The sequence below is a fragment of the Devosia honganensis genome, assembly GCF_042648785.1.
GTDB classification, from domain to species: Bacteria; Pseudomonadota; Alphaproteobacteria; order Rhizobiales; family Devosiaceae; genus Devosia; species Devosia honganensis.
The window spans coordinates 34,943-55,230 of the sequence record NZ_JBHRYD010000013.1; the positions used below are offsets into that span (position 1 = coordinate 34,943).

At 65.7% G+C, this 20,288-nt stretch carries 16 protein-coding genes and 1 tRNA gene; 11 read left to right on the forward strand and 6 right to left on the reverse strand.

The window, feature by feature from the left end; genetic code table 11:
- Positions 1 to 141 precede the first annotated feature (141 nt).
- Positions 142 to 1,494, forward strand: coding sequence for a bifunctional UDP-N-acetylglucosamine diphosphorylase/glucosamine-1-phosphate N-acetyltransferase GlmU (gene glmU, locus ACFOOL_RS13415; RefSeq protein ID WP_380097674.1), 1,353 nt, complete (start codon positions 142 to 144; stop codon positions 1,492 to 1,494).
- Between the two features lies 1 nt (position 1,495).
- Entirely contained in the window at positions 1,496 to 3,322 is a 1,827-nt protein-coding gene (gene glmS, locus ACFOOL_RS13420; RefSeq protein ID WP_380097675.1) for a glutamine--fructose-6-phosphate transaminase (isomerizing), read from the forward strand.
- A 321-nt stretch (positions 3,323 to 3,643) separates the two neighbouring features.
- Here glmS and recG read toward each other — a convergent pair whose 3' ends face one another.
- Positions 3,644 to 5,752, reverse strand: a complete 2,109-nt coding sequence (gene recG / locus ACFOOL_RS13425) for an ATP-dependent DNA helicase RecG (protein WP_380097676.1) — start codon at positions 5,750 to 5,752, stop codon at positions 3,644 to 3,646.
- Between the two features lie 154 nt (positions 5,753 to 5,906).
- Between recG and ACFOOL_RS13430 the strand changes: the two genes are divergently transcribed.
- The 3 genes from ACFOOL_RS13430 to ACFOOL_RS13440 all read left to right on the forward strand — a co-directional run bounded on the left by ACFOOL_RS13430 (position 5,907) and on the right by ACFOOL_RS13440 (position 10,526).
- Positions 5,907 to 6,185 carry an FAD assembly factor SdhE gene (locus ACFOOL_RS13430; protein WP_380097677.1) on the forward strand — a complete coding sequence of 93 codons (279 nt, stop codon included), beginning with the start codon at positions 5,907 to 5,909 and terminating at the stop codon, positions 6,183 to 6,185.
- Positions 6,182 to 9,670, forward strand: a complete 3,489-nt coding sequence (gene mfd, locus ACFOOL_RS13435) for a transcription-repair coupling factor (protein WP_380097679.1) — start codon at positions 6,182 to 6,184, stop codon at positions 9,668 to 9,670. Before ACFOOL_RS13430 ends, mfd begins: the two co-directional genes overlap by 4 nt.
- Positions 9,671 to 9,815: 145 nt before the next feature.
- Entirely contained in the window at positions 9,816 to 10,526 is a 711-nt protein-coding gene (locus ACFOOL_RS13440) for an invasion associated locus B family protein (RefSeq protein ID WP_380097681.1), read from the forward strand.
- A gap of 276 nt (positions 10,527 to 10,802) precedes the next feature.
- On the opposite strand, the gene ACFOOL_RS13445 is transcribed toward ACFOOL_RS13440, so the two are convergent.
- A complete protein-coding gene (locus tag ACFOOL_RS13445) occupies positions 10,803 to 11,960 on the reverse strand; it encodes an FAD-dependent monooxygenase (RefSeq protein ID WP_380097682.1) in 1,158 nt (385 codons plus the stop codon).
- A 260-nt stretch (positions 11,961 to 12,220) separates the two neighbouring features.
- Between ACFOOL_RS13445 and ACFOOL_RS13450 the strand changes: the two genes are divergently transcribed.
- The 3 genes from ACFOOL_RS13450 to ACFOOL_RS13460 all read left to right on the forward strand — a co-directional run bounded on the left by ACFOOL_RS13450 (position 12,221) and on the right by ACFOOL_RS13460 (position 15,015).
- Positions 12,221 to 13,138, forward strand: coding sequence for a TerC family protein (locus ACFOOL_RS13450; RefSeq protein ID WP_380097683.1), 918 nt, complete (start codon positions 12,221 to 12,223; stop codon positions 13,136 to 13,138).
- The gene (locus ACFOOL_RS13455; RefSeq protein WP_380097684.1) at positions 13,135 to 14,106 is read left to right on the forward strand and encodes a quinone oxidoreductase family protein; all 972 of its coding nucleotides are present in this window, start codon (positions 13,135 to 13,137) and stop codon (positions 14,104 to 14,106) included. Before ACFOOL_RS13450 ends, ACFOOL_RS13455 begins: the two co-directional genes overlap by 4 nt.
- A gap of 378 nt (positions 14,107 to 14,484) precedes the next feature.
- Positions 14,485 to 15,015, forward strand: a complete 531-nt coding sequence (locus ACFOOL_RS13460) for a dihydrofolate reductase family protein (RefSeq protein WP_380097686.1) — start codon at positions 14,485 to 14,487, stop codon at positions 15,013 to 15,015.
- 17 nt (positions 15,016 to 15,032) lie between these two features.
- Here the strand turns inward: ACFOOL_RS13460 and ACFOOL_RS13465 are convergent, their stop codons facing one another.
- Both ACFOOL_RS13465 and ACFOOL_RS13470 read right to left on the reverse strand, forming a co-directional pair.
- Positions 15,033 to 15,500, reverse strand: a complete 468-nt coding sequence (locus tag ACFOOL_RS13465; protein ID WP_380097687.1) for a GNAT family N-acetyltransferase — start codon at positions 15,498 to 15,500, stop codon at positions 15,033 to 15,035.
- A 75-nt stretch (positions 15,501 to 15,575) separates the two neighbouring features.
- A tRNA-Ser gene (locus ACFOOL_RS13470) sits at positions 15,576 to 15,665 on the reverse strand.
- A 207-nt stretch (positions 15,666 to 15,872) separates the two neighbouring features.
- Between ACFOOL_RS13470 and recJ the strand changes: the two genes are divergently transcribed.
- Together recJ and ACFOOL_RS13480 are read left to right on the forward strand one after the other, a co-directional pair.
- Positions 15,873 to 17,663 carry a single-stranded-DNA-specific exonuclease RecJ gene (recJ, locus tag ACFOOL_RS13475; RefSeq protein WP_380097689.1) on the forward strand — a complete coding sequence of 597 codons (1,791 nt, stop codon included), beginning with the start codon at positions 15,873 to 15,875 and terminating at the stop codon, positions 17,661 to 17,663.
- 177 nt (positions 17,664 to 17,840) lie between these two features.
- Positions 17,841 to 19,076: a class I SAM-dependent methyltransferase gene (locus tag ACFOOL_RS13480; protein ID WP_380097690.1), complete on the forward strand. Its 1,236-nt coding sequence runs from the start codon at positions 17,841 to 17,843 to the stop codon at positions 19,074 to 19,076.
- 104 nt (positions 19,077 to 19,180) lie between these two features.
- On the opposite strand, the gene rpmG is transcribed toward ACFOOL_RS13480, so the two are convergent.
- The gene (gene rpmG / locus ACFOOL_RS13485) at positions 19,181 to 19,348 is read right to left on the reverse strand and encodes a 50S ribosomal protein L33 (RefSeq protein ID WP_380097691.1); all 168 of its coding nucleotides are present in this window, start codon (positions 19,346 to 19,348) and stop codon (positions 19,181 to 19,183) included.
- Positions 19,349 to 19,466: 118 nt separating this feature from the next.
- Between rpmG and ACFOOL_RS13490 the strand changes: the two genes are divergently transcribed.
- Complete coding sequence (locus tag ACFOOL_RS13490; protein ID WP_380097692.1) at positions 19,467 to 19,883, forward strand: hypothetical protein; 417 nt, start codon at positions 19,467 to 19,469, stop codon at positions 19,881 to 19,883.
- Positions 19,884 to 19,889: 6 nt separating this feature from the next.
- Here ACFOOL_RS13490 and ACFOOL_RS13495 read toward each other — a convergent pair whose 3' ends face one another.
- Positions 19,890 to 20,288 (reverse strand): DUF983 domain-containing protein, encoded by a 399-nt coding sequence (locus ACFOOL_RS13495; RefSeq protein ID WP_380097693.1) that lies wholly within the window; start codon positions 20,286 to 20,288, stop codon positions 19,890 to 19,892.

Below are 20,288 nucleotides of genomic sequence, written 5' to 3' on the forward strand. Positions count from 1 at the left end.
GTCGCGCACCTCCGAAGCGCTCCGAATCGCCGGGCGCATCCGGAAGACAGAGTGATCCGATTGTTATCGGTTCGCCAACTCTTGCCTGCCATAAATTTGTGAAAATGCTGGCACACAAGCCCGCAGCGCGGAGACAACCCCATGGCCGAACTGCTTTCCATCATTCTTGCGGCGGGCGAGGGGACGCGGATGCGCTCCGCCCTGCCCAAAGTGCTGCACAAGGTGGGGGGCTTGCCCATGGTCGGGCATGTGATGCGCACGGCTCTCAAGGCGGGCTCAACCGATATTTGCGTGGTGGTCGGCCCCAACCATGAAGCCGTGGCGGCCGAAGCGGCCCGACACGGGGCGGGCATCCATATTTTCAGCCAGTTGGAACGTCTGGGCACCGGCCATGCCGTCCGGCAGGCGCGCGACGCATTTGCCAATGCCTCCGGCAATGTGGTGGTGCTTTATGCCGATAATCCGCTGGTTTCCAGCGGCACGGTCCAAGCTATTACCAGCCGGCTCGACGATGGCGCGGATATCGTGGTGGTCGGTTATCGGCCAGCGGACCCCACGAATCTGGGACGCTTGCTGACACAGGATGGCCGGTTGCTGGCTATCCGCGAACACCGCGATGCCAGCGAAGAGGAGCGCAGGATCGGGCTGGCCAATTCCGGTATTATCGGTTTTCGCGCCGAGGCGCTGCGCGCAATTATCGACCGGATCAGCAACAAGAATGCCAAAGGCGAGTATTATCTTACCGACGCGGTGGAACTCGCCAATGGCGATGGCCGGCGGGTCGAATTCATTGAAGCCGACCCCGCGGAGGTAATGGGCGTTGACGACCGCTCCAGGCTGGCGGCAGCGGAGGCGCAGTTCCAGACGCTGCGCCGCGAGGATTTCCTGCAATCCGGGGTCACCCTGCGCGATCCGCAAAGCGTGTGGTTTTCCTGGGATACGCAAATCGGCCGGGACGTCACGATTTTTCCCAATGTGGTGTTCGGGCCGGGGGTGAAAATCGCCGACAATGTCGAGATCCGCGCCTTTTGCGACATCGAGGAGGCGGTGATCGGGGAGGGGGCCTCGATCGGGCCCTTCGCGCGCATTCGCGGCGGCGCCGAACTCGGGCCGGAGGTGCATCTGGGTAATTTCGTCGAAGTGAAGAAATCCCGCATCGGCGCCGGCAGCAAGGCCGGGCATCTGAGCTATCTGGGGGACGCCGAGATCGGCGCCGGGACCAATATCGGCGCGGGCACCATCACCTGCAATTACGACGGCGTGAACAAGGACAAGACCATTATCGGCGACAATGTGTTCATCGGCTCGCACGCCTCACTGGTGGCGCCGGTGACCATTGGCGACGGGGCCTATACCGCCTCGGGCAGCGTCATCACCGAGGACGTGCCGGAGGATGCGCTGGCGCTGGGGCGGGCGCGGCAGGAAAACAAGCCGGGCTATGCGTCCCGGCTGCGCGAGCGGGCATTGGCCAAAAAGGCCGCGAGGGGAAAATAGCATGTGCGGAATCGTTGGGATCGTCGGCGATGCCCCGGTGGCGGGGCGGCTGGTGGAGGCGCTGAGGCGCCTCGAATATCGTGGCTATGACAGCGCCGGCGTCGCCACGCTGGAAAGCGGCGCCATCGCCCGCCGCCGCGCCGAGGGCAAATTGGGGAATCTTGCCCAGAAACTCTCCTTCGAGCCGCTGGGCGGGCATATCGGCATCGGCCATACGCGCTGGGCCACCCATGGCGCGCCGACCGAGGCCAATGCCCATCCCCACGCCACCGAGCGCGTGGCCATCGTCCATAACGGCATCATCGAGAATTTTCGCGAACTGCTCGCCGATCTGGCCCAGGACGGCTATTTGCCCCAGACCCAGACCGACACCGAATCGGTGGCCCTGTGGGTGACGCGGGAACTGGATCGGGGCGCCGATCCGGAACTGGCGGTGGCGCGGACGCTGAAACAGCTCAGGGGCGCCTTCGCGCTGGCCTTCCTGTTCAAGGGCGAGAACGGCCTGCTGATCGCCGCGCGGCACGGCGCGCCGCTGGCCGTGGGCTATGGCGCGACCGAGATGTATCTGGGCTCGGACGCCATGGCGCTGGCCCCCTTCACCTCGCGGCTGGCCTATCTCGAGGACGGCGACTGGGCGGTGATCACGCCCGGGGGCGTCACCATCCGTGACGGCAGGGACGCGCTGGTGGAGCGCGAGCAGATGCTCTCGCAGGCCTCGGCGCTGCTGGTCGACAAGGGCAATCATCGCCATTTCATGGCCAAGGAAATCTACGAGCAGCCCGAGACCATCTCCCATACGCTGAGCCACTATGTGGACATGGGCGCCGAAAAAGTGGCGTTGAGGGAGACGCTTCCCTTTGATTTCGCGGAGCTTTCGCGGCTGACCGTGAGCGCCTGCGGCACCGCCTACTATGCCGGGGCCATCGCCAAATACTGGTTCGAGCGCCATGCGCGGCTGCCGGTGGACATCGATGTGGCGTCCGAATTCCGCTATCGCGAGCCGCCGCTGGAAAAGGGCGGGCTGTCGCTGTTCATCTCGCAATCGGGCGAGACCGCCGACACGCTGGCGGCGCTGCGCTATTGCGCCGGGCAGGGCCAGCACGTGGCCAGCCTGGTCAATACGCTGGAATCCACCATCGCCCGGGAATCGGGCGTGGTGTTCCCGATCCTGTGCGGCCCGGAAATCGGCGTGGCCTCGACCAAGGCGCTGACCGCGCAACTGACGGCGCTGGCCAGCCTGGCCGTGGCGGCGGGGCGGGCGCGCGGCGTGTTGAGCGGGGAGCAGGAGGCCGAACTGGTGCGGGCGCTGACGGCGCTGCCGGCGGCGGTGTCGGCGGCGCTGGGCGCCGAAGGCCAGATCGCCGAGATCGCCAAGCGCCTCTCCAAGGCCCGGGACGTGCTCTATCTGGGACGCGGGCCGATGTTTCCCGTCGCCATGGAAGGGGCGTTAAAACTCAAGGAAATCAGCTATATACACGCAGAAGGTTATGCGGCGGGCGAACTAAAGCACGGACCTATCGCGCTGGTGGACGAGGCCATGCCGGTGATCGTCGTGGCGCCCTCGGACGAATTGGTCGACAAGACGCTGAGCAATATGCAGGAAGTGGCGGCGCGCGGTGGCCGGATCATCCTCATCACCGATGCCGAAGGGGCGAAAACGGTGGGGCAGGGCGTGGCGGACATCATCGAAATCCCGCATGTCCACGCTTTCGTCGCGCCGATCCTCGCCACCATTCCAGTGCAGTTGCTGGCCTATCACACGGCGGTGTTCATGGGCACCGATGTGGACCAGCCGCGCAATCTGGCGAAGTCGGTGACGGTGGAATAGCACGGCCGGCCGGGGGCGGGGATAAGTTTTGCGCTCCGGAATGAATCGAAGACGCCGGCGCGGAGGTATGGATTCCGGACTGTGCCGGAATGACGGGGTGAGAATATCGTACCCCCTCCGACGTCACCGCCCGGTTTATCCGGGCGGTCCAGGCGATGTGGGTGGCAAAGCTGGATTGCCCGGATGAACCGGGCAATGACGGGTGGGAATATCGTGCTTCCGTCCAATAGATCGGGCGATCCGGTTAGGGACAAAGGCTAACGTTCAAGCCCGTGGCAGCAGCGGTGGGTGTGGGCAGCAGCAGGGGTGGCAGGCCCGGCGTCAGCCCGCCCGGATCAGCGGGATGGCGAGGTCTTTCCTGAACAGATACAAGAGGATGCGGGCCGCGTCGCCTTCGGGGCCGACAAGGCCGGGATTGCGGGCGAGCAGGGCCTTGGCGTCGTCATGGGCGAATTCGAGCAGGTGCCGATGCACGTCCGGCACGGCAAGGCGGTAGCCGGGCATGCCGGATTGCCTCGTGCCGAGCAGGTCGCCCTGGCCGCGCAATTCGAGGTCGCGCTCGGCGATGAGGAAACCGTCCTCGGTGGATTTTATCGTTTCCAGGCGGGCTTTTGCGGTTTCGCTGAGCGGCTCCTTGTAGAGCAGCAGGCAGGCAGAGCGCTGCGAGCCTCGGCCCACCCGGCCGCGCAACTGGTGTAGCTGGGCGAGGCCGAACCGCTCGGCATGCTCGATGATCATGATGGTGGCATTGGGCACGTCGACGCCGACCTCGATGACGGTCGTGGCTACCAAGAGCTTGATTTCATTGGCCTTGAAGCGCTCCATCACCGCCTGTTTGGCGGCAGCGGACATGCGGCCATGGACCAGGGCGACGGTGTCGCCGAAGATTTTTTGCAGTTCGGCGAAGCGGTCCTCGGCGCTGACCACCTCCAGAGTCTCGCTCTCCTCCACCAGCGGACAGACCCAATAGGCTTGCGCGCCTTCGTCCAGGCGGGCCCGGAGCCGGGCAATGACCCGCGCATAGTCGCCGATGGACAGGACGGCCGTATCGATAGGCTGCCGGCCCACGGGCTTTTCGCGCAGGACACTCACCTCCATGTCGCCGAAATGGGTGAGCACGAGGGTGCGCGGAATGGGCGTGGCGGTCATCACCAGCAGGTCGGTATGGCGGCCCTTGTCGGAAAGGGCGAGGCGCTGGTGGACACCGAAGCGGTGCTGCTCGTCGACGACGACCAGGCCCAAGTCCTTGAATTCAACGCCGGATTGGAAGAGGGCGTGGGTGCCCACGGCGATGGAGATGGTGCCGTCGGCCAGGCCGGCCAGAATGGCGCGGCGCTCGGCGGCGGGCATCTTGCCGGTGATGAGGGTGCAGCCGAGCCCGGCGGCGTCGCAAAGCGGCTTGATGGTGCGGAAATGCTGGGAGGCCAGCAGCTCGGTCGGCGCCATCAGGGCCGACTGGGCCCCCGATTCGGCCATGGCCGCCATGGCCAGCAGGGCGACGACGGTTTTTCCCGAGCCTACATCGCCCTGCAACAGGCGGGACATGCGATCGGGCGCGGCAAGATCGGCGCGGATGTCCTCGAGGGCGTCCCGCTGTCCCTTCGTCAGGGCGAATGTCAGCGCATCGTTAACCTTTTTTGTCACATCCCCGGTGAATTTTCTCGCAATTCCTCGCTCCGAGACCATGGTGGAGCGGACGAGCTGCAGGGTGATCTGGCCGGCGAGATATTCGTCATAGGCGAGGCGCTGGCGGGCCGGAGAGAAGAGCTGCGCCTGTTCCGGGTCGTCCGGCAGATGGACCTGGCGCATGGCGGCGGGGAAAGATGGCCATTGCCGGCCCGCCATGGTCGCCGCATCGATCCATTCGGGCAGCGGCGGAACCGCCTCGACCGCCTCGCGCACCAGTTTGGCCAGCGCCCTGGAGCTGAGGCCGCTGGTCAGAGGATAGACCGGCTCGACCAGCGGGAGGGTAGAAAAATCGGCCGGCTCGACGATGTAGTCGGGATGGGTGATCTGCTTTTCGCCGTTGAAGAAGCCGATGCGGCCCGAAACATAGCGCTGCTCGCCCACCGGCAGCGCCTTTTCGACCCAGCCGCCCTGCGCGCGGAAGAAGACCAACTGGATGTCGCCGGTCTCGTCATGGGCGAAAACCCGATGGGGCACATGGGGCCGGCCGCGCGGCGGGGGCTGGTGGCGGTCGATATGCAGCAGCAGGGTGACGACCTGATCGAGCCAGGCTTCGGCCACCCCGACCTGGCGGCGGCGGTCGACCACGCCGGAGGGCATGTGCATGAGCACGTCGAGCACGATGGCGTCCTGCCCCTCGGGCGCGCCGAAATAACGGGTCAGCAGCGCCGCCAGCTTGTCGCCCACGCCCTTGACGGATCGCAGCGAGCGGAACAGCGGCTGAAGGGCTTCGGGACGGGACAAGGGCGATTCTCCTCGGGCGCAGGGTATTGGGGGATGGAGCGGCGGACAATGCAGGTGAGGGCGCGGGTGGTGTCGGGTTTGCCGTGACAAAAGGGGGCAAGCCGCGTAAGGAACCGGCCAAATCGGGAACGGATTGCAGGATCATGGGTGTCGAATGACTTCCGGTGAGGATATCGCCATTCGCCGCAAGCGGTTGCGGTATCGGGCCTGGCATCGGGGAACCAGGGAGATGGACCTGATCCTGGGGCCGTTCGCCGATGCCCATGTGGAGGCTTACGGCGCGGCGGAACTCGACCGGCTGGAAAAGCTGATGGACGAGGAAGACCCGCCGCTGCTCAGATGGGTGATGGGGCAGGAGGAACCGCCGGCGCATGTCGACCGGGCGTTTCTCGAGCTGCTGATCGCCGACCATGAGAAGCGGACCGGCCAATGAACGAGGTTTCCGGCATCGCGCCGCATATGCGCACCATCTCCAACGTGCCGGACGGCATGCAGCCGGCGGTGCTGGCGCGGCTGGTGGAAAAGCGGCTGCGCGAAGCGCCGGAGGACGCGGCGAGCCTGGTGTTCGTGGCACGGGACGGGCGGCGCCTGCTGCGCATGGCCGACGTGCTCGGCACCATGCTGCCGGGACACACCATCCTGACGCTGCCGGCCTGGGACTGCCTGCCCTATGACCGGGTCTCGCCCAACAATGTGACCATCGCGGCGCGGATGAACACGCTGGCGGCGCTGACCAGCGGCAGCAGGGGCGCGGTGGTGCTGACCGCGACCAATGCGCTGATCCAGAAGCTGCCGCCGCGCGACGTGGTGGAAACCATGTCCTTTTCCGCCGAGATCGGCCGGGTGGTGGACAGCGAGCGGCTGGTCGCCTGGGCGGCGAACAATGGCTATCTGCGCGTGCCCACCGTGCGCGAAAGCGGCGAATATGCGGTGCGCGGCGGGCTGGTCGATCTTTACCCCGCCAGCGCCGAGGCCCCGCTGCGCTTCGACTTTTTCGGCAGCCAGCTCGAATCGATCCGCACCTTCGATCCGGACAGCCAGCGCACCACCGGCACGCTGAAGCGCATCGACCTCACCCCGATGAGCGAGGTGGTGCTGAACGAGGACACCATCCGCCGCTTCCGGCAGAACTATACCGCGGCCTTCGGCGGCAATACGGTGGACGACACGCTCTATGCCTCGGTGAGCGGGGGCGCCCGCTATTCGGGCACCGAGCACTGGCTGCCGTTCTTCTACGAGCATCTGGACCGGCTGGCGGACTATGTGGGGGACGCGCCCTTCGTCTTCGACGACCAGGTGACGGAGGCCTTTGCCGAACGCGAAGAGCAGATCCGTGACTATTACGAGGCGCGCGAAAGCGCGCGGCTGGAGCCGCCGGTCGCCGGGGCAGGGGCGCCCTATAAGCCGATCCGGCCGGAACTGCTCTACGACATCGCGGCGGCGCCGACCGAACTGGCCGGGGCCTCGGTGATCCAGCTCTCGCCCTTCCTCTCGCCCCACACGCGGGCGGGCGACGATGCGGGCGGGCATATCGCGCCCAGCTTCGCGGCCGAGCGCGCCGCCTCCGACGTCAATCTGTTCGAGGCGGTGGTGGACCGGCTGCTGGCGGAACGGCGTGCGGGACGGCGCGCCATCGTCGCCTGCTGGAGCGCCGGCACGCGCGACCGCATGGCGCAGGTGCTCAAGGACCATGGGCTGACCAATCCGCGCCTCGCGGAAAACTGGCGCGACGCGGAAACCACCAGCGCGGCGACGACCTCGCTGGTGGTGCTGCCGCTGGAAACCGGCTTCGAGACCAAGGACCTGCTGGTCCTGTCGGAACAGGATATATTGGGCGAGCGCATATTGCGCCCGCAGCGCAAGAAGAAGGCGCAGGACGCGCTGACCGAAGCGGCGAGCCTCAATGCCGGGGACCTGGTGGTGCATGTCGATCACGGCATCGGACGCTTCATCGGGCTCAAGGTGATCGAGGCGGGCGGGGCGCCGCATGAATGCGTCGAGCTGCAATATGCCGGCGACACCAAGCTCTACCTGCCGGTGGAAAATATCGAGCTGCTGACGCGCTACGGCTCCGACGACGCCTCGGTGGCGCTCGACAAGCTGGGCGGCGTCGCCTGGCAGGCCAAGAAGGGCAAGCTCAAAAAGCGCATCCGCGAAATGGCGGAACAGCTCATCAAGCTCGCGGCGCAGCGGCTGCTGGTGAAGGCCGATGTGGTCGACGTCAATACCGGCGCCTATGACGAATTCGCGGCGCGCTTCCCCTATGAGGAAACCGAAGACCAGCTCACCGCCATCGACGCGGTGTTCGACGACCTGACCTCGGGCAAGGTGATGGACCGGCTGGTGTGCGGCGATGTCGGCTTCGGCAAGACCGAAGTGGCGCTGCGCGCCGCCTTCGCGGTGGCGCTCTCGGGCAAGCAGGTGGCGGTGGTGGTGCCCACGACGCTGCTGGCGCGGCAGCACTACAAGACCTTCTCGGAGCGCTTCAAGGGCCTGCCGGTGCGGGTGCGCCACGCCTCGCGCATGGTGCCCGCCGCCGAGATGAAGGCGACCAAGGCGGGGCTGGCGGACGGGCAGGTGGATATCGTGGTGGGCACCCATGCCCTCCTGTCGAAATCGATCAAGTTCAAGGATCTGGGCCTGCTGGTCATCGACGAGGAGCAGCATTTCGGGGTGGCGCACAAGGAACGGCTCAAGGAGCTCAAGGCCAATGTGCACGTCTTGACGCTGACGGCGACGCCGATCCCGCGGACGCTGCAACTGGCGCTGACCGGGGTGCGCGACCTGAGCCTGCTGGCGACGCCTCCGGTGGACCGGCTGGCCATCCGCACCTTCATCTCGCCCTTCGACCCGCTCTCGGTGCGCGAGGCGCTGCTGCGCGAAAAATATCGCGGCGGGCAGAGTTTCTACGTGGTGCCGCGGATCAAGGACCAGCCCGATATCGCCGAATTCCTGCGCAGCCAGGTGCCGGAAGTGTCGTTCGTGGTCGCCAATGGGCAGATGGCGCCGGGCGAGCTCGACGACATCATGAATGCCTTCTACGACAACAAGTTCGACGTGCTGGTGGCCACCACCATCGTGGAATCGGGGCTCGACATCCCCAACGCCAATACGCTGATCGTGCATCGGGCCGACAATTTCGGGCTGGCGCAGCTCTACCAGATCCGCGGGCGCATCGGGCGGTCCAAGCAGCGCGCCTATGCGCTGTTCACCGTGCCGCCGGACCGCAAGCTCACCGATACCGCCGAGCGCCGGCTGGGCGTGCTGCAATCGCTCGAGAGCCTGGGGGCCGGGTTCCAGCTCGCCAGCCACGACCTCGATATCCGCGGGGCGGGGAATTTGCTGGGCGACGAGCAGTCGGGCCATATCCGCGAGGTGGGCTACGAGCTTTACCAGGCGATGCTGGAAGAAGCGGTGGCGAGCCTCAAATCCGGCGAGGAGGACTACGAGGACCGCAACGAGTGGAGCCCGCAGATTTCGCTGGGCATGCCGGTGATGATCCCGGAACACTATGTGCCCGACCTGCAATTGCGCATGCAGCTCTACCGCAAGCTGGGCGACCTGACCGAGATAGGCGACATCGACGCGGCCGGGGCCGAGCTGATCGACCGGTTCGGGCCGCTGCCCGAGGAGGTGGAGGCGCTGCTCAAGGTGATCCTCGTCAAGTCGCTGTGCCGGCAGGCCAATGTCGAAAAGGTCGATGCCGGGCCCAAGGGCGCGGTGATCTCGCTCAGGAACAACGAATTCCCCAATCCGGCGGGGCTGGTGCGGCTGGTGAGCGACCCGGGCAACCAGGTGCGGCTCAAGCCCGATCAGAAACTCGTGTTCGCACGCAACTGGCCGAGCGCCGAACACCGGCTGAAAGGGGCCGCCGCCATCCTCTCCAAACTGGCGAAACTGGCGGAAAACCAAGCCTGACTGTGTCGGTTTTGCCAGCGGAAAGCATAATATTTTGGCAAGGTCCCTCGGTCATGTTATTGCCCGATTTGCGCCCTTGAAGGGCAGTTCAGTTTCTGTGGTGGCTTCGGGCCGCCGGGACCGCCAAGGAAGGCAAGGATATTCCATGAATTTCAGCAAACCTCTCGTCGCGGGAATTGCAGCGGCCGCGCTCATGCTGTCGCCGCTCCCGGCCTTCGCGCAGGACGCCACGACCGAGGAGGCGCCCGCCGCCGAGGCCCCGACCGAAGACGTCGCCGCCGCCGTCGACAATCTGGCGTCCCAGAACTGGCTGAAAGTCTGCGATCCGCTGCCCGACGGGCAGAAGGCCTGCCTGATGCGCCAGGTGGTGCTGGCCAACGGCCAGTTTCTCGGCTCGTTCCTGCTGCGCGACGATCCGGGCCAGGAAAGCCGCCTGCTGGCCGTGGCCGCCGTGCCGCTGGGGGTGCTGCTGCCCTTCGGCCTCACCTGGCAGATCGACAATGCCAAGCCGATTCGCGTGCCCTATATGCTGTGCGACGTGCAGTCCTGCTCGACCCAGCTAGTGATCAACGAGCAATATGTCACCTCGCTCAAGCGCGGCGCCAAGCTCAAGCTCACCGCCAAGAACCGGCAGAACCAGGACCTGACCATCGATATCGACCTGGCCGGCTTCACCGCCACCTATGACGGCGACTCGGCGCTGACCTTCGAGCAGTTCCAGCAGGAAAGCTCGGGCGAGAACGCGCTGGAGCAGGTGCTGCAGGACCGCGCCGAGCAGTTGCGCCAGCAGCTCGCCGGCGAAGGCGAGGCCCCCGCCGAGAACGCCGAAGGCGAGGAAGCGCCCGCCGAGCAGTAAGGCGGCAGGAAATTTTCGGGACTTGGAAAAAGGGCGCGGGGGACCGCGCCCTTTTTGCGTTCGGGGGGAGGGGAATTGCCTATGAAAAATCCGTGAGGCCGGACCCTTCGCCTCCCTCCCCCCTTGAGGGGAGGGAATGAGGGTGGGGGTTTGGGATTGTCCGGGAATCCGATTGATCCATCGAGAACATCGACGGCGCGGAACCCCCACCCCTAACCCCTCCCCTCAAGGGGGAGGGGAGCAAGAAAGCGCTGATCCGCTTGACAGTGAAAGCCCCTAACGCTCGCCCATGCCCAGGGCGAAGGCGCGGCGGCGGAGGGGGGGCAGCAGCTTGAGGGCCCAGAGCCCGCCGGCGCGGAGCATCTGGCCGGGGAGCATGTCGGCGAGCAGGGACCGGAACAGCGCATCGACCACGCCGCCGGTGCGGGCGAGGTCGCCGGCGCGGCGGGCGGCGTAGTCGGCGGCGGCCAGGCGGCCCCAATCGGGGTCGGTGCGATCGGCGGCGGCGACGGCGTCCACCAAATCGGCCACGTCGCGCAGGCCCAGATTGAGCCCCTGGGCGCCGATGGGCGGAAAGGCGTGGGCCGCCTCGCCCACCAGCGCCACGCCATCGGCGCCGGCCGTGTCCACCGTCAGCGTGGAGAGGGGAAAGACGAAACCGGGCGAGGCCAGCGCGATGGCGCCGAACAGGCGCTGCGAGCGCTCGTGCAGTGCCCGCAGCAGGGCGTCGGGGCCGGCGGCGAGCGTCTCGCGCAACAGGCTCTCCTCGTCGATCCACACCAGATTGGCCCTGTTGCCGCCGGCCGGCACCAGGGTGAAGGGGCCGCGCGGGTAATGGAACTCGATGGACGTGCCGCCGATGGGCCGGGCCAGCTCCAGATCGCACACCAGCGCCGCTTCGGCGAAGCGATGCTCGCGGGCGGCAATGCCGGCGGCGGTGCGAATGACGGATTTCTTGCCGTCGGCGCCGACGACCAGCGGCGCCTGCACGCTGGTGCCATCGGCGAGGGTGACGGCGCCGAGACGACCGCGCCGCTCATAGGAGACGACCGCCGCGTCGCGGGTCTGGAGACTGGTGGACGGGGCGAGGGACTGGAAGCGGGCCAGCAGCCGGGCATTGCCGAAATTCCACCCGAAGGCGGGCAGGCCCGCTTCGGCGGCCTCGAACAGGGTTTCGGGGGCGCGGATGAGGCGGGGCGTGGCGTCGATGATGCGGATGGCGGTCAAGGCGTGGCCGATCTCGGCGGGATCGTCGACCAGCCCGCTGCGGCGCAGGAAATCGACGCTGGGCATCATCAGCGCCGAGGTGCGCCGGTCGGGCGGGGCGGCGGGCGCGACGTGGACGACGGACAGACCGGCGCGCGCCAGGCTGACGGCGGCGGCGAGGCCGGCCAGGCCCGCGCCCACCACGACAATATCGGCATCCGCTTTCATGGCGCGCGGCCCGGGCGGCTGGCGGAGGGGCAGGCGCCGGCCGGGACGGCGGCGAGGGAGGGAAGGGCTTCCATGACTGTTTCCCGCATGGCGAATGGAACCGGAGCCTAGCATCGGCCATTGCCGCGATACCAGCGCAGCGCGGCGAGGGCCACACGGCCCGGTGACGCAGGGCCGGAAAATCCGCGCGCCGCCCCTTCACCGGAGGATGGCGTCCCCGTAGATTGACCGTATCCAGACTCGGAAACGGAGCCATTCCCATGCTTGAACTTCTGGCCGACCCCAATGTCTGGATGGCCTTTCTCGCCCTGACGGTGATGGAAATCGTCCTGGGCATCGACAATATCGTCTTCATCTCGGTGCTGGTGTCGCGCCTGCCGCGCGCGCAGGCCGAATTCGCCCGCAAGCTGGGCATCGCCCTGGCGCTGGTGTTCCGCATCCTGCTGCTGCTGCTGATCAGCGTCATCGTGCAATTGCAGGAGCCGGTCTTCGAAGCCTTCGGGCACGGTTTTTCCTGGAAGGACATCATCCTCGTCGCCGGCGGCGCCTTCCTCGTCTACAAGGCCACGCACGAAATGCACGCGGCCATCGAGGAGCCGCACGAAATGGGCATGATGGAGGCGGCGAAAACCTCGCTCCAGGCCATCCTCGTGCAGATCGTGCTGATCGACATGGTGTTTTCCATCGATTCGATCATCACCGCCGTGGGCATGGTGCCGGCCGATCAGGTGGCGGTGATGATCGCGGCGGTGATGGTGGCGGTGGGGGTGATGTTCGTCGCCTCCGGGCCGATCGCCAAATTCGTCGCCGATCACCCCACCACCAAGATGCTGGCGCTGGCCTTCCTGCTGCTGATCGGGGTGACGCTGGTGGCGGACGGGCTCGGCTTCCACATCCCCAAGGGCTATATCTATTCGGCCATGGCCTTTTCGGTGCTGGTGGAAGGCATCAACATCTTCGCCCGGCGCCGGCGGAACGGCGCCAGGGCCGGTGCGCGGCTGACGCCCTTTACCGGCGATACCGGCTCGGTCGAGACGGAAGCCGGGCTGGCGGCGGTAACGCGGCGGGGGGATGCGGCGCCGGCCGCTCCGGCAAAACCCCGTCCCAAATCGGGCTCGGTGAAACGGGCCCAGTCGCGGCCCAAATCCGCGCCACGCAAGAAGAAGGAAACGAAATGACCCGGGTAGTCGCAGTCAACAGCAATGGCGGACCGGAGGTGCTCAGCCTCGAAGACTGGCCGGTGGCCGATCCCGGCCCGGGCGAGGTCCGCATCCGCCAGACCGCCATCGGGCTCAATTTCATCGACACCTATCAGCGCTCCGGCCTCTATCCGCAGAAACTGCCCTTCGTGGCGGGGAACGAGGCGGCGGGCGTGGTGACCGCCGTGGGCGAGGGGGTGAGCGAGTTCAAGCCGGGCGACCGGGTCTGCTACCAGGGCCTGCTGGGCGCCTATGCCGAGGAACGACTGGTGCCGGCGGCAAGGCTGCTGCCCATTCCCGAAGGCGTGGACGAGCGCACCGCCGCCGCCATCCTGCTCAAGGGGCTGACCGCCTATTACCTGCTGTTCAAGACCTGGCCGGTGAAGCAGGGCGAAACCATTCTCTGGCAGGCGGCGGCCGGCGGCACCGGGCTGATCGCCACGCAATGGGCGAAGGCGCTGGGCGCGACGGTGATCGGCACCGCCGGCGGGCCGGAAAAGACCGCCTTGGCCAAGGCGCATGGCTGCGACCACGCCATCGACTACCGGGCGGAGGATTTCGCCGCGCGGGTGCGCGAGATCACCGGGGGCAGGGGGGTCGACGTGGTCTATGACGGGGTGGGCAAGGCCACTTTCGAGGGGTCGCTGGACTGCCTGCGGCCGCGCGGGCTGATGGTCAGCTTCGGCAACGCCTCGGGCGTGGTCAGCGTGCCCGACCTGGGCGTGTTGTCGCGAAAGGGCTCGCTCTACCTCACCCGGCCCACCGGCCTGCACTATTTCGCCCGGCGCGAGGACCTGCTGGAAGGCGCCGCCGCGCTGTTCGAGGCGGTGCGATCGGGCGCCATCAGGGTGGAAGCCAGCCGCAGCTACAGGCTGGACCAGGCCGCCGAAGCGCACCGGGCGCTGGAGGCGCGGGAAACCACCGGCTCGGTGGTGCTGCTGCCGTAAAGACGCCGCCGATGTTCTCGATGAATTGATCGGACTCCCGGACGATCCCGAACCCCCACCCTCAATCCCTCCCCACAAGGGGGAGGGAGGCGAAGGGGCCAGCCTCACGGATTTTTTCATAGGCAATTCTCCCTTGAGGGGGAGTGTTCGTTTCGGGCTCCTGGCACAATTTATCCCCCACACCGGGCTGCCCTCGGGCTCGGCCCGAGGGCCACTGTCCACGTGCAAGAACCCCCAGTTTCGGGCTCCCAAGCCGGCCCTCGGGTCGAGCCGAGGGCAGCACAGCGCTTGTGCCACCTCTTCGAGGGGAGGAATTGTGGGCCGCCCCGTTCCGGCGTATTCTGCGCCGCCTCAGGGAGCTTCGGAGGAGAAATTCCCATGGCCAGGCTCGTTTATGCGCTGAACCAGTCGTTGGACGGCTATGTCGACCACACCAGGTTCGCGCCCGATGCGGTGCTGTTCCGCCATTTCATCGACGACACGCGGAGCCTCGCCGGCAGCATTTATGGCCGCCGCATGTATGAGATCATGCGCTATTGGGACGAGGACCGGGCCGAATGGGACGAGGCGGAACGCGACTATGCCGCGGCGTGGCGGCGCCAGCCGAAATGGGTGGTATCGCGCTCGCTGACCGCGGTGGGGCCCAACGCCACGCTGGTCGGGGACGATGTCGAGGGGGCGATCCGGGACCTCAAGGCGCGGCTCGACGGGGTAATCGAGATCGCCGGACCGGAACTCGTGGGGCGCCTCGCCGATCCGGACCTTATCGACGAATATCGCCTCTATCTCCACCCCGTCGTGCTCGGGGGCGGCACCCCCTTCTTCACCGGCCCGCGCCCCAGGCTGCGCCTCGCGGAGACCCAGCGCATCGGCGCCGAGGTGATCCGGCTGAGCTATGTGCGGGCATGATCCTTTGCTGGAACGGATCAGCCCTCGCCCAGATCGAGCTTGTAGCCGTAATGGCTGCCAACGAAGCCGAGGCGCTCATAGAATCTATGGGCGTCCGGGCGCAATTTATCGGTGGTGAGTTGCACGAGGCTGCAGCCCCGCATCCTGCATTCCTCGATTGCCCATTGGAATATTTTCTGCCCGATCCCCAGGCCGCGATGCGCCGCCGCGATTCTGACGCCCTCGATCTGTCCACGCCATGCGCCCATCCGGGAGATGCCGGGAATGAAGGAAATCTGCAGGGTCCCGACGATCTTTTCTTCCGAAACGGCCACCGCCAATAGCTGATTTGGATCGTCAGCCACGGCGCGAAAGGCATCCACATAGCGCGAATGCAACGGAATGCCGGCATCCTCCCGGCTTTTTCCCAATTCATCATCCGCCAGCAAAGCCACGATCTCAGGCAGATCGGCGAGTTCGGCACGGCGAAAGAAGATGGCGGTCATTGCAGCCTCCCGGAATGCTGGGCGCTGCATACCACATTTGCCGCCACCTGCGAAAAGCGAGCGTAACGAGCGGGATGGCGGAGAGGAAGGGATTCGAACCCTCGAGACAGTTGCCCATCTGCACCCTTAGCAGGGGTGTGCCTTCGACCACTCGGCCACCTCTCCGGCGTGGCCGGGTCTAGCGGGAGCATTGGGGGATGGCAAGCGGTTTTTGCTTGAAGGGGGGTGGAAAGGAAATATCTGTGGAGGGAGGGAGGCGATCGGCAAGAGATGCGCTTTCCCGAAGCGGGACGATCCTTTCCTCGTGGAATTCCCGGGGACGTTTGCGATGCGCTATTTCTCCCTGGAGGCGAAATGGTCTAACCCTGCCTCATGTCCGGAGCTCCCCGCCCATTTCTCGACATCGCCCAATCGATCACCGGTCGTGCCTGGGTGGACCGGCTCGATGCCGGTTCGTCCCGCAATGCCACGGCCATCGGCCAGCGCTTCGCCGTGCCGGATATCCTGGCCCGGGTCATGGCGGGGCGGGGAATCGGTATCGAGGCGGTGGAAACCCATCTGGATCCAACCATTCGCGCGCTGATGCCCGATCCGTCGACACTGACGGATATGGATGCGCTGGCCGAACGTCTCGTCCGCGCTATCGCCGGCAATGAACGTGTCGCACTGTTCGGCGATTATGACGTGGACGGCGCCTGCTCCTGCGCGCTGATGCTGCGTTTCCTGCGCCATTTCGGCCTCGAGCCCGAGGTGCATATCCCCGATCGCGTCTTTGAAGGCTATGGTCCCAATATTGCCGCCATAGACAGGTTGATCGAGGAGGGCGCAAGTCTCATCGTCACTCTCGATTGCGGTACCACCAGCGACGGGCCCATCGCCCATGCGCGTGCGCGGGGCGCCGACGTGCTGGTCATCGATCACCATTTGTCCGACCGCGACCTGCCCCCCGCCACGGCGCTGGTCAATCCCAATCGGCCCGACGACATTTCCGGCCTTTCTTATCTGTGTGCCGCCGGCGTGACCTTCATGGTGCTGGTGGCGGTCAACAGGACGCTGCGCCTGCGTGGCGACACGAACCTACCGGATCTGCTGAAACTGCTCGATCTGGTGGCGTTGGCCACCATTTGCGACGTGGTGCCCCTGGTCGGCCTCAATCGTGCCTTTGTCGTGCGGGGCCTCGAAATCGCCAGGCGCGGCGATCGGCCCGGCCTTGCGGCGCTGGCGCTGGCGGCGCGGGTCAACGGCCCTCTCAATCCCTATCATCTGGGTTTTCTCATCGGGCCGCGCATCAATGCCGGCGGTCGCATCGGCGATGCGGCGCTGGGCATGCGTCTTCTCGCCCTGGATGATGAGCATGAGGCCATGGTTCTCGCTTCCCGGCTCGACGAGCTCAATGGCGAGCGCCAGCGCATCGAGGTGGAGGCCGTCGAGGAAGCGTCGGCCGCTGCTGCCGCGGAGATCGGGGCCGGCGAGGGGCCGCCGATATTGGTATTGGCCTCGGCCAATTGGCATCCCGGAGTAGTGGGGCTCGTCGCGGCGCGCCTGCGCGAACGCTTCGGCCGTCCCAGCTTCGCCATCGCCCTCCATCCCGATGGCACCGGCACCGGCTCGGGGCGCTCCATGCCGGGTGTCGATCTGGGCGGCGCCGTCATCGCGGCGGTCGAGGCGGGATTGATCCCCCGGGGCGGCGGCCATGCCATGGCGGCCGGCATCAGCCTTCGGCCCGGCGATCTCGGCCCCTTGCGCGCCTTTCTGGCCGACAGGCTCGGGGATAGCGTTACTGCCGCCCGCGCTGCCTCGGCTCTGCGGATCGATGCCGCGCTCACCGCTCGCGGCGCTACCGTCGACCTGCTGCACAGCCTCGAAAAGGCCGGTCCCTTCGGCGCCGGCAATCCCTCTCCGGTCTTCGTCTTTCCCGCCCATCGCGCCCGTTTCCCGCAAATCGTGGGGAAGGGCGGGCATGTCAGCTTCACCCTGGCCTCGGACGATGGCGCCCGCCTCAAGGCCATCGCCTTCCGCGCTGCCGGAACCTCGCTCGGCGATGTGCTGATGCGCGACGGAGATCAGTCTCTGCATTTCGCGGGGGGCCTGGCACTCGACCACTATCAGGGGCGCGAACAGGTCCAGTTCCGGCTCATCGACATTGCCCGTCCGCCGCGCTGAGCCGAGCGAAAAGGGTTCCATAGTCCGCTTGCATATCCATTTTTGACGGATAAACTATTGGCCGGGCATCCATTTGGAGGCCGGTTCGGCCGCCCGCTGGTTTGCCATTGACACTAATAATTTTGGCCTCGGCCATATGGCCGTCGCCGTTTATCGTGATAATCGGACCAAGCGGTAATGACGAAATCAGCCGTCGATCAAACCCGGACCGGCGCTTCGCCGTGGACCCATTTCACCTCTTGGCTTGTCGAGCGCATTGGCGTTTCGCTCATCGGCCGCCCACGCCATGGCTCGCTTACCGTCATTTTTCCAAATGGCCGCACCCGCACGGTGGGGCAGGGAAATAGCGGCCTGCACGCCACATTGCGACTGAACAATTTCAAGGTCATCACCGAGGCCATGCGGCGCGGCACGGTCGGCTTTGCCGCTGCCTATATGAATGGCGACATCGATGTCGACGACCTCACCGTCCTGTTCCGTTTCTTCCTGCAGAACCGAGACATGTTCGACGCCGCCAACAAGGGGTTTTTCCGAAAGGCAGCCGGCGACCTGCACTATCATCTCTCGCGTCGCAACACGCTGGAGGGGTCGAAGAAGAACATTGCCGAGCACTACGATCTCGGCAACGATTTCTATGGCCAATGGCTCGACCCTTCCATGACCTATTCGTCGGCCCTGTTTACCTCAGGCGATCAGACCCTCGAAGAAGCCCAGCGCACAAAATATCACCGCGTAGCCGACATGGCGGGCATCACCGAGGGCGCCTCGGTGCTGGAGATCGGCTGCGGCTGGGGCGGTTTTGCCGAAACCGTGGCCCGCGATTACAAGGCCCTGCTGCGGGGCATCACCCTGTCCGCCGAACAGCTGAAATATGGCCAGGAGCGTCTTGCCCGCCAGGGACTCGACCAATACGCCACCCTCGTTTTCGAGGATTATCGCCACACCGAGGGCCAGTTCGACCATATCGGCTCCATCGAGATGATCGAGGCGGTGGGCGAGGATAACTGGCCCAGCTATTTCCAAACTCTTCACGACAGGCTGAAGCCCGGCGGTACCGCCGCCATACAGGCCATCACCATCGCCGAGGAAGATTTCGATGGGTATCGGTCCGGCCCCGATTTCATCCAGCGCTATATCTTTCCCGGCGGCATGTTGCTGACCAAGACGGTGATGAAGCAATTTGGCGAGCGCTATGGCCTCGTGCTCGAAAATGTCGAGAATTTCGGCCTTTCCTACGCCCGCACACTTCGCCTCTGGCGCGAGCGCTTCCTCGAGCGCTGGGCCATGATCGCTCCGCTCGGCTATGACGAGCACTTCCGCCGCAAATGGGTCTATTACCTCTCCTATTGCGAGGCCGGATTTACCGAAGGCTCCATCGATGTCGGCATCTATCAGTATCGTCGTCCGGCCTGAATGCGGCGGTGAGAGCGATAAACAACCCGGTTTGACGGAATCGAAAAACAAAACCCCGCAATAGGCTTGCGGGGTTTTGTTGATTTTATACCGGAAGAGATCGACTACTTGATCTTGGCTTCCTTGAATTCCACGTGCTTGCGCACCACCGGATCGTACTTCCGGAAAGCGAGCTTTTCGGTCTGGGTGCGCGCGTTCTTCTTGGTCACGTAGTAAAAGCCGGTGTCGGCCGTCGAGACGAGCTTGATCTTGATGGTGGCGGCCTTGGCCATTTCGTGGTCCTTCACAAAGCGAAAGGCGCCGCGAGCGGGCAGCGCCGGAATTTGGGCGCAACCTACGGATTTGCGGCCCGTTGTCAAGAGAAAGCATGGCGCCGTGCAGGAGACGTCAATGACATCGCCGACAGAATTGCTGCGCAAGCTCCAGGTCCGCTCAGGCAGCCGGCTCTGGCTGATCAACGTGCCGCAAAGGCTGGCAGAAGAGCTTTCAGCCGGTGCCGAGGTGGAAATCGTGCATGAGAAAGACCCCTATGACGGGGTGCTGGCCTTTTTCGATTCTGCTGCCGAAGTGGAAGCGCTGGCCGGGCGCATATTGGCGGAGATGCCGGAGGACGGCCTGCTCTGGGCAGCCTATCGCAAGGGCCCGGCAGGGAGAGGGGCGGGCCTGACCCGGGACGTGGGCTGGGCTCCCTTCGATGTGGCGGGCTGGCGACCGGTTCGCCAGATTGCCATCGACCCCCAATGGTCGGCTCTGCGATTCCGGCCGCAAGCCTTGGTCAAGGCCAAGGCGGGAAGCCGCTTCGCCTGAATGGGACTATCGGTTTTCGGCGCCCGGGCCGAATTCGTACATCCGGTTGGCCCATTGCAGGCCAACGATCGCCCCCTTGACCGAAGGCAGGATGAGCAGGGGCAGCACGATTGCGAGCGGGATCATGGAGACCATATAGGTCAGGGGAGAGACCTCATAGGTCATGTCCATGTGCAGCATCAGAAAAACGATGATGTGCCCGACGATGGTGATGGCGATATAGGGCGGGAAATCGTCGGCGCGGTGGTGTTTCAGTTCCTCCCCGCAGGCGTCACACTGATCGGCGACCTTCAGATAGGAACGGAACATGCGCCCCTCGCCGCAATGCGGGCAGCGGCAGAGCGTGCCGCGCCACATGGCGAGGCCGACGCTGCGGTCATCGAGGGCTTTGGTCTGATCGTTCAT

Bases quoted from the DNA above. Each gene is read 5' to 3' on its own strand.
- glmU (WP_380097674.1), top strand. From the start codon at position 142: ATGGCCGAACTGCTTTCCATCATTCTTGCGGCGGGCGAGGGGACGCGG.
- glmS (WP_380097675.1), top strand. From the start codon at position 1,496: ATGTGCGGAATCGTTGGGATCGTCGGCGATGCCCCGGTGGCGGGGCGG.
- ACFOOL_RS13430 (WP_380097677.1), top strand. From the start codon at position 5,907: ATGACTTCCGGTGAGGATATCGCCATTCGCCGCAAGCGGTTGCGGTAT.
- mfd (WP_380097679.1), top strand. From the start codon at position 6,182: ATGAACGAGGTTTCCGGCATCGCGCCGCATATGCGCACCATCTCCAAC.
- ACFOOL_RS13440 (WP_380097681.1), top strand. From the start codon at position 9,816: ATGAATTTCAGCAAACCTCTCGTCGCGGGAATTGCAGCGGCCGCGCTC.
- ACFOOL_RS13445 (WP_380097682.1), bottom strand. From the start codon at position 11,960: ATGAAAGCGGATGCCGATATTGTCGTGGTGGGCGCGGGCCTGGCCGGC.
- ACFOOL_RS13450 (WP_380097683.1), top strand. From the start codon at position 12,221: ATGCTTGAACTTCTGGCCGACCCCAATGTCTGGATGGCCTTTCTCGCC.
- ACFOOL_RS13455 (WP_380097684.1), top strand. From the start codon at position 13,135: ATGACCCGGGTAGTCGCAGTCAACAGCAATGGCGGACCGGAGGTGCTC.
- ACFOOL_RS13460 (WP_380097686.1), top strand. From the start codon at position 14,485: ATGGCCAGGCTCGTTTATGCGCTGAACCAGTCGTTGGACGGCTATGTC.
- ACFOOL_RS13465 (WP_380097687.1), bottom strand. From the start codon at position 15,500: ATGACCGCCATCTTCTTTCGCCGTGCCGAACTCGCCGATCTGCCTGAG.
- recJ (WP_380097689.1), top strand. From the start codon at position 15,873: ATGTCCGGAGCTCCCCGCCCATTTCTCGACATCGCCCAATCGATCACC.
- ACFOOL_RS13480 (WP_380097690.1), top strand. From the start codon at position 17,841: ATGACGAAATCAGCCGTCGATCAAACCCGGACCGGCGCTTCGCCGTGG.
- rpmG (WP_380097691.1), bottom strand. From the start codon at position 19,348: ATGGCCAAGGCCGCCACCATCAAGATCAAGCTCGTCTCGACGGCCGAC.
- ACFOOL_RS13490 (WP_380097692.1), top strand. From the start codon at position 19,467: ATGACATCGCCGACAGAATTGCTGCGCAAGCTCCAGGTCCGCTCAGGC.
- ACFOOL_RS13495 (WP_380097693.1), bottom strand. From the start codon at position 20,288: ATGAACGATCAGACCAAAGCCCTCGATGACCGCAGCGTCGGCCTCGCC.